6 protein-coding genes are annotated in these 12,681 nt (G+C 72.4%); all 6 read right to left on the bottom strand.

Annotated elements, in window-relative coordinates; genetic code table 11:
- Window positions 1–372 (bottom strand): hypothetical protein (locus tag AOP72_RS13865; protein ID WP_202965627.1); only part of this gene is annotated, 372 nt, incomplete at its 3' end.
- Window positions 373–475: 103 nt separating this feature from the next.
- A complete protein-coding gene (locus AOP72_RS00190; RefSeq protein ID WP_062130729.1) occupies window positions 476–3,031 on the bottom strand; it encodes a transglutaminaseTgpA domain-containing protein in 2,556 nt (851 codons plus the stop codon).
- A 53-nt stretch (window positions 3,032–3,084) separates the two neighbouring features.
- Window positions 3,085–4,476 (bottom strand): DUF58 domain-containing protein, encoded by a 1,392-nt coding sequence (locus AOP72_RS00185; RefSeq protein WP_062130726.1) that lies wholly within the window; start codon window positions 4,474–4,476, stop codon window positions 3,085–3,087.
- Window positions 4,473–5,438 (bottom strand): AAA family ATPase, encoded by a 966-nt coding sequence (locus AOP72_RS00180; protein ID WP_062130723.1) that lies wholly within the window; start codon window positions 5,436–5,438, stop codon window positions 4,473–4,475. The genes AOP72_RS00185 and AOP72_RS00180 overlap by 4 nt, the downstream gene beginning before the upstream one ends.
- 73 nt (window positions 5,439–5,511) lie before the next feature.
- Window positions 5,512–11,499 carry an Ig-like domain-containing protein gene (locus AOP72_RS13480; RefSeq protein WP_062130719.1) on the bottom strand — a complete coding sequence of 1,996 codons (5,988 nt, stop codon included), beginning with the start codon at window positions 11,497–11,499 and terminating at the stop codon, window positions 5,512–5,514.
- Window positions 11,500–11,502: 3 nt separating this feature from the next.
- The gene (locus tag AOP72_RS00170) at window positions 11,503–12,624 is read right to left on the bottom strand and encodes a serine/threonine-protein kinase (RefSeq protein ID WP_062130715.1); all 1,122 of its coding nucleotides are present in this window, start codon (window positions 12,622–12,624) and stop codon (window positions 11,503–11,505) included.
- Between the last annotated feature and the right edge of the window lie 57 nt (window positions 12,625–12,681).

Genomic DNA, 12,681 nt, shown 5'->3' with positions numbered 1-12,681 from the left:
GCGGAGCTCGACGATGCCCGCCCCGTAGATCCACATGACCCAGCCCACCAGCGAGCCGAGGAGCCACAGGGTGAGCCCGGCGATCAGCGCGATGCGGACCGCCGGAACCACGGCGTCCGCGGCGACCATGACGATCAGAGAGACCACGGCGGTGAGCGCGCCCACCACCTCGACCGTGCGCGCGACCGCGACCGGCACCGTGGCCACTCGACCCTCGCGGGCCGCCGCGACCCACCGCAGCACGGGGATCCACGCCTGGCGGGGGTCGCCCCCCAGCTTGCGCACCAGCGCGCCGAGTGCCAGCCCCATCCAGACCACATCGACCGCCGCGACGACGCCCAGGGACACCAGCACCGCGGTCCCCACTGCCAAGTCCATCTCCGTGGTCCCTCTCTGTTCATGGTGCACGGGGCACCGTTCACCCTGCACTGTCCCACGCGCACCGGGGTCGATGCCCGGCACGCCTCCGCGCGTCCTAGGTTCGGCGTCGCCGTCCGGTCCGGCGGCGCGAACGCGCTGTAGTCCGCCTGCTGCCCGTGCGCGACGTGTGATCCGACCGCCACTGCGGACGGTCCGTGCGGCGCTGCGCGACCGGCGCGGGTGGCGGAGTCGCGACTGACAGCCACACGGACCTCACCGAGACGCGCATCCTGAGTCTGGCCCACCATCCTCGCTCGCGAAGCCACGCCGCGCGGTCGGCCTCGAGGAGCGCCCACAGCTCCGCCGCCTCCTCGGGCGACGGCGCGGCCCCCGAGAACGTCGCGCGGTCCGCGGCGACGGCGATGCGACCCCCACGCTCGGAGCCGTAGGCCTCGGCCGCCTCCGAGCGCGTCGCGAGCGGCAACGGTGCGTGACCGGCCTCGACGGCGGTGTCCACGTACTCGTCCCAGCCGCCGTGCACCGAGTCGAGCGGCGCGCCCCGCCGGCGCCGAGAACGCCGCGCCGCCTTCCAGGCGATCGCCAGCAGGAACGGCCCGCACAGCACCAGCAGCGCGAGCAGGCCGATGCCACCGACGCGCAGCACCGTCCCGAACCAGCCGCTGGCATCGTCGGCTTCGTCCTCCGCCGCAGAGTCGTCATCCGCGATCCCGCGCTGCGACGACGGCGGCACGATGGGTTCCGCCCGTTGCGGGTCGAGATCCGAGGGGTACTCGGGGTCCGTCTGCTGCGACACCTCGGGCGACAGCGGCGACTCGAACTGCGGCGACACGTCAGCCGCCACCCACGACCCGTCCGTGCCCTGGACCTCGACCCACGCGGCGAGGTTGCGCCCCCGGCACTCCCCCGCGTCGCAGGGTGGGACGGTCCAGCCCGCGTCATCGGTCTCCGCGAGCCGCACTCCCACGATGACCCGCGAGGGGAAGCCCAGCTCGGCCGCGAGCAATGCGCCGGCAGCCGCGAACTGCTCGTCGTCGCCGACCGCGGCAACGAGGGAGGAGCTGCGGTTCCCGATGGCCGTCTCCTCCCGTTCGACGAGCGCGGTGAACATCCGGTCCAGGCGGTCGTAGGAGTGCCCCGCGGCCGACGAGGCGAACGCGTAGTCAGGGAGGTCCTGAATCCACCCGGCCGTGGTGGCATCGTCGTCGAGCGCGTGGCTGAGGTACCCGCGCTCCCGCAGCCGGGTGAGGAGCTCCTGGAGCCCGGCGCCGTCGCGCGAGACATTCTGGAGCGTCACCCAATCGGACAGCGAGGGCGGGATCAGATCAGTATCGATGCTGGCCGCTCCGGGGGACGCCCCCAGCTCCGCGAGCGCGGGACGCTCGGCGGGAATGTGACCCTCGACGGTGTAGCTGTCGCCCGCGACGATGCCTCCCTCAGCCCCCATCACCGCGGTCGCGCCGTCCGCGAGATAGTAGAAGCCATCGACGAGCTGCGCCTGGCGCGGTCCGTGAAACTCCACACTGCCGAGCGGCCCGAGCAGCGGCACCCAGATGCCGCCGCCTGCGGCGATCGTGATGTCCGCGCGCACCGTCGTGGTCCCCGGCTCCGGGGCGATGGACGACGGCACGCGCTGAAAGCGCACCGGTGGCGCGTCGGGGCCCGCCGACGCGCTGAACGTCTCCCCGTCGAAGTGGGCAAGCGCGGCAAGGCGCACGCGATCGGAGGTCCCCGTGCGGGGCGCGACCGTGAACAGCACCGCGTCGTAGGCGGGCTCCTCGAAATACGAGCGGTACGACGCGAGGGGAGACACCGACTCGCCGAGCGTGAGTCGCGGATCGATGGCCGTCCTGGCTACCTCGCGCGGCGTCTCGGCCGCGATCGGCCCCGCTGCGAGAGTCCCGATGCCGGCGGCGACCAGCAGGATCGCCACCACTGCGGCGGCACCGCCGATCGCGCGCCCTCGTGGCGCGCGCACCAACCGGGCCTCCGCGCCACTCTGCGCTCGCGCGATCGCGCGGCGACGGGCGTGACCCGCGCGCCACCCGAACCACGCCAGCACCACGGCGAACAGCAGCAGCCCCACCGCGAACTCACGCGTGACGTACGTCTCGAGGCCACGCGCCACCAGCGCATCGGCCCTCACCCCCGGGCCGATCGCGACCGACACCGCGAGCAGTCCGCCGAGCACCACGCCGCCCAGCCCCCACGCCCGCCGCGCACGGCCAGACGCCCAGGTGGCGAGCACCGTCGCCGTGAGGAACAGCGCGAAGACGGGCACCAGGGTGGCGCGGTAGTCGCCGAGCGGCAGCGGCAGGGTGACGATGTCCTTCCACCCGAAGACCGGGCTGCGGACCAGGTCCACCGCCGCGTCCCGCCACGCCGCTGGTCCCTCGAGCGCGCCCGGGATCGCCAGCAGCACACCACCGACCACGTACACGCCGAGTGTGAGCGCCAGCGCGAGACCCGGTCCGCGCCGCAGCCGCTCGCAGAGCACCGCGATGGCCGTCCCGGCAAGGATCGCCACTCCCATCGCCACCACGTACCGAGTGGACGCGAACACCGGCAGCAGGCTCCATGCCGCCACCGCCGCTCCCGCGATGACGAACCCCGCGTTGATCAGCGTGAACCCCCAGGTGGGGCGGTCGGGCATGGCGCCGCCTCGCGCGCTGCGGGCGCCAGGAGCGACGGCGACGCGCGGCCCGCTCACGTCGCGCCCCGCGCGAGCAGCTGGCGCAGATCGTCGAGCACACCGAGGCTCAGCACGCGCGTGCGGCCCATGGCCCGCATCGACGGCTGGGAGTTCGGGTCGCACACCACGGCCGCCACCGCGACGTCGCCCCCGAACGCCAGGGCCGCGCTCTGAAGCTGACTGTGCGTGGCCGCCGCCCCCGTGATGAGGAAGGCGAGCGAGGTGTCGCCCGAGGACTCCACGAGCATGCGCGTCAGGGTGGGCAGGGCCACCACGGCGGCGCCCGACTCGACGCCGGCGAGCTCGTCCAGCAGCGAGCGCGGGGTGGTCACTCGCAGCTGTCGCAGCGAGCGCACCGAGGCGCGGGCGAACTCCGGCACCTCGCCGCTCACCACCACTTGGACGTCCCGGCCATCGCGGATCGCGCGCACCGCCAGCGATCCGACGGCACTCACCGCCATCTCGAACTCGGTGTCCGAGGCGTAGGAGTCCTCGTCCATGTCGAGGACCACGGAGATCGTGGACCGCCGCGTCTCCTCGAACTGGCGCACCATGAGCGTGCCGGTCTTCGCGGTGGACTTCCAGTGGATCTGCCGCTGTGCGTCGCCCCGGGCGTACTCGCGCACTGCGTGGAACGAGATGTCCTCGTTCGTGATGGTCTTGGTGGTGCGCCCCTCGAGATCGCGGACGAACCCCATGGAGGTGCTGGGGATCGCGATGGTGACGGGATGGATGTACAGCGTGCGCACGTCCGCCCAGTGGAACTCTCGCTGCAGGAGGTGGAGGGGGTCCGTGCGGGACGTGGTGGCGGGACCCACGTCGATGATGCCGCGCCGCGCCGCGGGGATGACGATGGACTCGCGATGCTGGTGGTCGCGCCGCAGCAGTGGCACATGGAAGTCGACCAGCCCATGCCCCACGGGCACGTCGACGCGCCCGGGCAGCGCCAGCCGCGCCTGGGTGTTGCGCACCACGATCTCGCCCTCGGCGTCGTCGCCCGCCACCACCGCGTCGTGGCTGAGCCGGAAGTCGACCTCGTAGGCCTCGCGTCCCACCAGGAACGGCAGCGCCACGAGCAGCAGCACCACCGCGACCAGCGCCGCGATGAGGAACTCGCCCCAGCCGAATCCCAGCCCCAGCGCCACCCCGGTGACGGCCACCACGATGGCCGCCCAGCCCGAGGGTGTCACGACCGCCCGCGTGTGCGCCCACCCCGCCGCGACCGCATCGGCCGTGATGCGGGTCGCGCGCAGCGCCCACAGTCCGAGGGCCACCCACCGTCCACGGGACTCGCCCGTGAGCTGGGTGCGCGTACCCGCCCGCGTCGCTCCCGAGCGCGTGTGGCTGCGGGTGTGCGAGGCGGCGGATTCGTCGGCGCGGGTGCGCCCGGTGGACTCGACGCTCAAGCGAGATCCTTCTGGCTCGGCGGCGGGGTGTCGAGCAGCACCTGGCCGATCACGGCGGTCGCGGTGACGCCGTCGAACTCGGCCTCGGGGTCGAGGATGAGCCGGTGCGCGAGCACCGGCTCTGCGAGCGCCTTGACGTCATCGGGCGTCACGTATGTGCGGCCGTGACCGAGCGCCCACGTGCGCGCGCCGCGCGCGAGCGCCATCGCACCGCGCATGGAGGCGCCCAGGCGCACCTGGGTGGCGCTGCGCGTGGCGTCGACGATGCGGGCGATGTAGTCGAGCACCAGGGGGCTCGTGTGGACGGCGGCGGACAGCTCGGTCATCGCCGCGATCGTCTGCAGCTCCACCAGCGCGGGCACGACCACGCGCGGCGGCCGGCCCGCGTCGAGGATGCGCAGCGTGGCGGCGTGGTCCGGGTATCCGAGCGAGGTGCGCATCATGAAGCGGTCCAGCTGCGCCTCGGGGAGCGTGTACGTGCCCGCCTGCTCGACCGGGTTCTGGGTCGCCACCACCATGAACGGCCGGCCCGCCGGGCGCGTGACGCCATCGACCGTGACGGCGCCCTCCTCCATGACCTCGAGCAGCGCGGACTGAGTCTTGGGGCTGGCGCGGTTGATCTCGTCCGCGAGGACCACGTTCGCGAAGACCGGGCCCGCATGGAACTCGAACGTGCCGGAGCTCTGGTCGAAGACCGTGATGCCCGTGACATCTCCTGGCAGCAGGTCGGGCGTGAACTGGATGCGCGTGCTGGTGCCCTTGACGGTCTGCGCCAACGCCCGCGCCAAGGACGTCTTGCCCGTGCCGGGCACGTCCTCGAGCAGCAGGTGCCCCTCGGAGATCATCGCGGTGAACGCGAGCTCGACCACGTGGCGCTTGCCGAGCACGGCGCGCTCGACGTTGTCGGCCAGCGCCGAGTACGTGCTCGCGAACCAGTCGGCCTGCTCCTCGGTGACGGTCATCGGTTCTCCTTGCGTAGGGGATGGCGGCCGGGCGCAGGCCCGGCGGTCATGGGGCGGGACGGCCGATGCGCGGTCATGGCTCGGGCGTCGGCTCTGGGGAGGGGTCGGGCGGCGGTGCGGTGTAGTCGCACGTCACGGTGCGCGAGAAGGAGTTCATGCCGCCGAGGGCCCCCGTGAAGGACACCTCCCAGCGCATGCGGCGCATGTCCTCGATCGCGACTGCATCGCCGCCCGACTCCCCGAGCATCGTGCTGCTCGCCGTGTAGTGCGAACCGTCCGCATTCACGCTGATGCCGCCGATGTTCGGGTCGACGCCCGCTCGACACTGGCTGATCTGCGCTTCGATGGGGTACAGCGGCGACCCGTCTTGCGCAGGCACGATCGTGGTCTGCTCAGAGCACCGGATGTCGCCGCCACCGAAGTCGATGCAGTAGCGGGCGCGCACCTGGGACTCCCGGCCGGTAGGCAGCGAGAAGTTCTGACTCCAGTCGCCGCCGTTCGCAGAGTACTGAGTGAACGTGCCGCGCGGGTTGCGGGGATCCGGCTGGCGGTCGACCACGGTGGTGCACCAGTAGTCGTTCTGGAAGGTGCAGGTGGACGCTACGCGATAGCCGCTGTCGAACGTCGGTGCGCCTGGCTCGAGGTAGGAGTACACCCGCTGATTGATTGTGTTGGACGGCGCGAAGGTGGCGCCCCCGTAGCGGCTCTCGCCGCACAGTGTGAAGTCGGTTCGCGTATTCGGATCCACGTCGGCAGTCAGCTGGGCTCTGCCTCCCGACACCTGCACCCGGTCGCTGCATCCGCGCCACGTCTCGATGCCGACCCAGGTCTGCGAGCCCTCGCCGCCCGAGCGGACCTGAACAGTGAACGTCACCCGGTCACGGTTCTCGTTGAGCGAGTAGTCCGCGCGAAGCAGCTCGGGCGCACCCACACCGTTCGCCGTGAAGCTCGTGGCCTCCCCGTTCGAGTCGCCACCGCCCACGGGTGGGATCTGGAGCGCGGTCATGGGCGTGACCGTCACCGTCTGGGACTGGTTCGAGCCGACCTCGTAGCCGCTGATCGACAGCGTCCTGCCGCTGACCGCGTACTCGCGCGTCGCGCCCGTCGGGCTCGACAAGGTGACGGCGCGCGTGGTCGGATCCGGGATCCGCATCGTGACGTCGATGAGGCCGCCGGCACCGCCGGTGTCGCGCGTGGGGCTCCACTGGACGTCGGTGGGCGAGGCAGGGGGCGCATAGGCCCAAGCCGTGACGGACACCCCGTCGCGGGATTGGCCGACGGCGTTGACGGCGCGTGCCGTGTACTGACGCTTGTCACCGTTCGTCAGGCCGGACAGCTCGGGGCACGTGCCACGCGCGGAACAGGTCGCCACCTGAGCGTTCCCGGCGTACACCTCGAAGCCCGAGATCGCCGGGTAGGCGGCGCTCGCAGGGCCCGGCGTCACCGCGAGCGTCACGCGGCCGTCGGCGAAGGCGGTCTGCCGGATCTCGGCGGGTGCAGCGGGAAACCCCTGAAGGTCGAGGCTGATGGCACCCTGCCGGTCGCCCGCGCTCACGCGCCCCTGCGCATCGCGCACCGTGAAGGTCGCATCGCACACGGCACCGGGTGCATCCTGCGCCCAGGTCGCGCGCACCGTGCGGCCGTCGACGCGGCTCCACGTGACTTGGGGGCACGACGCCGCGCCCGCGACGTCGACCAGCTCAAGGGGGGTGCCCGGCAGCGGATTGACCTCGCCGGAGACGCCCGCGACCGTGACCGTGCACGAGGATCCCGAGGCCTGCGAGCACCGCTGCACGACGCTCGCACCCTTGGGAAGCTCGGACGGGGCGGGGCCCACCTCGAGAGACAGCGACGTCGCGGGGGTCGCCGGGTCGGACGGCAGGGACACGGTCACGACGTCCTGGCGACCGGGGATGGAGGCGTCCTTCGCCGTGACGGTCAGCTCCGTGCCCGCTCGCGACACGTCGAAGTGCTGACCTGAGTAGTCCGTGAAGAACCCGACCGCACGGGCCGCGGCGCCCTGCGGCCAGGACACCATCTGCGCCACGTCGAACGTGGTGGTCTCGCCCGGCGACAGTTCGAGCGAAGCACCGGTGAGGATGGGCTGCGGGTCCTCGGCGATGATCACGATCGGCACCGGCAGCACGGTGGGCTCGTCCTGGCCGGCCAGCGTGACGGGCACCAGGCACGTGTCTGTGTAGGGGTCGCCCATGCCGGCGGCGTAGCGCAGGGTGGTGCCGGAGACCAGCGCGCACGACGAGTCGGCGCGGTGGCCCGATGCGGCCACCCCGCCTGCGTCGATGTCGAGCTCGAACCCCTCCGGGATCGCGGCGAGGTCGATCAGGTCGAACGTGACCGAGTCTCCCTCATCGACCTCAGGCGGCGCGAAGTCGTCGCGCAGCGCGACGCGGACCTCGTCCGCACCCGGCACGCGCAGGAAGCCGTACGACACCACCTGCTCTCCGGCATAGTCCCGACCGGTCACCTGGAACGGCACCAGGCGAGTCACCTCGGGCAGCGGGCCGGCGATGGCACGGCCGTCCAGCGTGAGGTCCGGCTGGTCTCCCCACAGGGACAGCGCCAGATCGTCGGCCTCGCCGGAGCTCCACGACACCCGGTCGGTGAGGACGTCCACCCCGGAGGCGAAGGTGTCGCGGTTCTCCGCAGTCAGCACCGTGTCGTCCACCACCGGCACGTCCGCGACGGGGTCGCGCACGGCCTTGAGGACGATGCGACCGATCGCGGTCGAGCCGACGGGGTTCCGCACGGTGTAGACGAAGGAGTGGGTGCCGGTCTCCTCGCCGACGGACAGCGTCACTCGGCCGTCCTCCACCGACTCGAGCCGCTCGCTCAGCGCGGCGAACTCCTGCGAGGCCGGGTCCGCGTCGGGCCGCACCGACAGCAGCTCCAGGTCTCCGCCAGCGAGGTCGATGTCGTTGCCGGTGGGCTCGAGGCTCACCCTGCGGTCGGGGCCGACCTGCGCCTGCACATAGTCCGAGTAGGTGACCGGGCGCGGGTCGACGTCCGCCGCGAGCACTCCGACCGTCGCGGTTGCGATCGCCCCCTGCCCGCGGGCGTCGACCACGCTGTAGTCGAACGCCACCTGGCCGGCGAAGCCGGCATCGGCCGTGTAGACGATGGACTGGCCGTCGGAGGACACCCGCGCAGAGCCCGATTCCGGCTGCGCCTCGATGCGCTGCAGCGCCACCGCGTCGCCGTCGGGGTCCGTGCCGGTGCCGTCGAACGGCAGGCGAACAGTCTGGCCCGAGGCCACGCGGCCGCTGAGCGGGATCGGCGTCGGCGGCGCGTTCGTGTCAGATTCGAGCACCGTGACGACCACGGTGGCGGTGTCGCGCTGGGCGGGATAGCCGAGCACGTAGGTGGCGTACGAGATCTCGTGCACGCCGGGCTCGTCTGGAGCGAGGTACCGCACCGTCGAGCGTGCGGGGAAAGCGAGACCCGCCCCCTCGCTGGCCTCGACGGATGCGGCATCCAGCGCGATGACGTTGCCCGCGGGGCCCACGTCGTTGGCGAGCACGTCGACGTCCGCCTGCGTCCCGGCACGCACCGTGATGGCGTCGTCCACGGCGAGCGGCGTGGAGGGCACCTCCGAGTCGAGCAGCATCACGGTGACCTCCCCGCGTGCCGTCGCCTCCGTGCGGCCCGAACCATCGGAGACGCTGTAGCGCAGCACCCCCAGCAGGCCCGGCTGTGCATCGGCGGTCTCGCCGCTGATGCGCAGCGCGGAGTGCCCGACGATGTCCGCCGAGAGTCGCGCCCCCTCTGCGGGCTCGGTCTCGAGTTCGTCCAGCAGGAGCACGTGGCCGCCGGGATTGGTCACCGAGGACAGCACGTCGATGGTGGCGTCCTCGCGCGAGCGGACGAAGGCGGTCAGCGGCACGGTCGACAGCCGCTCCTGCTCGGGTGCGATGACGGTCACGCGGGCCAAGCCGCGCACCTCCGCCACCCCGTCCGTGAGGGTGTAGTCGACCAGGGAGGAGCCTGCCTCCGGCGCCGTGAAGGTGAAGCCCACCGTGCCCTGGGCCACGGCGACCGTCGCGTCGTCGCTCGTGTCCGAGGCGGCCTCGGTGATCACCAGCGGCCCTCGCGCTCCCGACACGAGGCCTGCCACGTCCACGGTGGTGGTCACCCCCGCGGTCACGGTGGCCACCACGTCATCGGCGCGCAGCTCGGGCTCGCCCATGACCGCCACCGTCAGGGTGCGTTCCGCCTGCGCGCCGTACGAGTCAGACACGGTGACATCGACCGGCACGGCACCGGACTCGGTCGACGACGCGTTGGTGTGCTGGAACACGACGTCGCCCTCAGGCGACGACGCGACGACGCCGGCCGACGCCTCGGTGCGCGCGCCCGCCACATACATGGGATCGCCCTCAGGGTCGACCCAGCCAGAGAGCACGTCCACCGACACTGTGCCTCCCGGCGCCACCTGCGGTGCCGGCCACGTGGCGAGGCAGTCGTCGACGCCGCACCACACGGGCGGATCGTTCTCGTCGGTGTCCTTCACGGTGAGCGTGACCGAGGCGGGCTCGGACAGCAGTCCCTCTCCGGCCGTCCCGTCGGTGACGGCGTAGGTGAACGTGGAGGCACCGGACGCGCCGGGCGCCACGTCCACGACCACCGTCTGGTCGTCATCCCCCACCGCGAGCGTCCCGAAGGCGGGATCGAGGCCTGCGAGGGAGTTCGGCACCACGGTGAGCACGTCGCCATTGGCGTCGTGGTCGTTCAGCAGCACGGGCAGGCTGATCTGACGGCCGGCGCGCACGCCCAGCGCATCGTCCTCAGCGACGGGTGCGCGCGGATCGGACACCTGGGCGGCGATCTCCTCATCCTCGGGCGCCTGCTGGGCCGTGTCCTCGCGCACCCACTCCTGGGACGACGGCACCAGCGCGCCAGACGGCACACCCCACACCCATCCCGATCGCGCCTCATTGAGGATCAGTCGCGCCCCGTTGGAGCGCAGCTGCGGCGTGCGGCGCTCCCCGAGCGTGCCCTGGCCGTAGTCCAGCTGAGTGGTGGTGCCGTTGGACATCCACAGCGTGCCCGGGCCCTCGCCGACCGGGAGCCACGCCCCGGCGATGATCGCGGTGCCCGGCAGCGGCGCGGGTCGCGCGGGCTGTCCGAGCGCGAGCTCGCTCGACCCGTGGGTGCGCATCGAGCCGCTGCCGTCGAAGGGAACCGTGACGGCTCCGAAGTCGTCGGCGATGATGACCGTGTCCGACTCGGGCGAGGAAGCCTGCAGCAGCGCGCTCGGTGCCGCGTCGGTCGCGACCGGTTCGTCTGCGAGGCTGGTCCACACGAGTCCGCTGTCGGGGTCGAGCAGCACCCACGTGGACCCCACCCACGCCAACTGCACGCCGTCGCTCTCCGGTCCCTCCGGGAGGTGGATGGTGTCGCGCACCTCGCCGTCGATCGCATCGGCCACGAGAACGCTCTGGCGCTGCGCGGAGTAGGCGGCGAGCGTCCCGTCGACCGAGACCGCCGCGGCGACCGCCCGGAACTGTGGCCGGTCCTCGCCTTCGGCGACCTCCACGTCCGCGTAGGGATCGATCGCGCGGGGCGCCACAGCGGTGCCTTCACTGACCGACCCGGCCAGCACCTCGCCCGACTCGGTGAGGTACGCGACCACATCCCCCGTGTGCGCCACTGCCGTGGTCCCCAACGGAGTCGACACCGTCTCGTCGCCGCTGGCCTCGCCGATATCGCGCGGACGCGCCGCGTCAAGAGTCGTCACCGAGCCGAGGTTGTCCGAGAACACCAGCAGCGTGCGGTCCATCTGCAGAATGTCGCTGGGGTCCTCGACGGCCTTGACCGTGTCGACCTCCGAGACCACAGTGTTCACGCGCCCGAACCGTTCGCCCGCAGCGGTCTGCAGCGCCCACACCGACGGGTCGTCGACCTGGACCTCGCGCTCGTCGAAGCCGGGTGACAGTGCAATGCCCACCACGAGGGCCGTGAGAGCGGCGGCCACTGATGCGCGGCGGACCGTGCGCCAGCGCGCGGCGGTGGCCCGTCCCAATCCGGCGTCGACTCCGCTCATCGCCTAGGTCCCGACCACGACGAGCACGGTGATCGCGGCGCCGATCGCAGCGGCGCCGATCACGGCGGCGGTGATGGCGATCGCGCGGCCCACGCGGTTCGCTGCCGCCTCGTGGCGGGTGACAGTGCCCTGGCGCGTGCCGGTGCCCGTGCGCGACGCGCGCTGTGGCCGGCGTGACTCGACGGCGACCGTCGCTCGTGGCGTGGGCGGCGCGGTCTCCGCGTCTCGCATGCCGACGGCAGCCTGGGCCCACTCGTCGGTGGGGACGTCGAGCGGCGTGGGGGCGAGGCCGAGCTCGCGCTCCACCGCACGCAGCGCCTCGCCGAAGGCCATGGCGGTCGGGTACCGGTCGCCCGGGAGTCGGCGCATGCCGCCTTCGAGCGCACGCTCGAGGGCGGCCGGCACGTCCGACCGTCCCGTCGGCGTGTACTTGGCGCGCGAGATGCGGGCGCGGAGCTGCAGGTCGTCCCCGCGGCGGCCGTCGGGCAGGTCGAAGGGCGCGCGCTGCGCGAGCAGGGTGTACACGGTCGCTGCGAGCGCCCACACCTCCGACGCCACCGTGCCGGAGGTGCGCTGCTCCACCACCTCGGGAGCACTCCAGGGCGGCGACAGCGCGATGGTCTCGTCCTCTCCCTGCGCGAGCGCCGAGGCCACCCCGAAGTCAGACAGCACCGGGTGCCCGAAGGACGTGAGCAGGATGTTGGACGGCTTGATGTCCCGGTGCAGCAGGCCCGCGCGATGCGCGGACTCGACGGCGCCGGTGATCTTCACCCCGATCGACAGCACCTCCGCGACCGGCAGCCGCTCGTTGCGATAGCGGTTGGTGAGGGAGGCGGGGCAGAACTCCACCACGAGGTAGGGACGGCCATCCGCGGACACGCTCGCCTGGTAGACCGTGAGGATCGAGGGGTGAGCGCTGAGGCTCGCCATGATGTCCGCCTCCGCAGAGAGCGCACGGGCCGCGGCCTGGTCCTCGATGCGGCTCAGCAGCACCTTGACGGCGACCAGCCGGTGCGGCATGTCCTGCTGGAACAGGAACACGTCCGCGAAGCCGCCCGAGCCGAGAGGGCGAATGTACGTGTAGCCAGGAAGGACCGGGGGACTGAGCGGCTGGCGACGCACCACGGCACCCTCCCGTTCTCAACTCGTGCCACCGTGCTGCGGCCCGACGGCCGTGGGACG

The organism is Demequina aestuarii (genome assembly GCF_000975095.1).
In the GTDB taxonomy this organism is placed as follows: Bacteria; Actinomycetota; Actinomycetes; order Actinomycetales; family Demequinaceae; genus Demequina; species Demequina aestuarii.
The sequence above is the reverse complement of the archived record's forward strand: the minus strand, read 5'-3'. Positions and strand labels throughout refer to the sequence as shown.

Coding starts and splice junctions, on each gene's coding strand:
- AOP72_RS00190 (WP_062130729.1), bottom strand. CDS start 3,031: ATGCCCGACCGCCCCACCTGGGGGTTCACGCTGATCAACGCGGGGTTC.
- AOP72_RS00180 (WP_062130723.1), bottom strand. CDS start 5,438: ATGACCGTCACCGAGGAGCAGGCCGACTGGTTCGCGAGCACGTACTCG.
- AOP72_RS13480 (WP_062130719.1), bottom strand. CDS start 11,499: ATGAGCGGAGTCGACGCCGGATTGGGACGGGCCACCGCCGCGCGCTGG.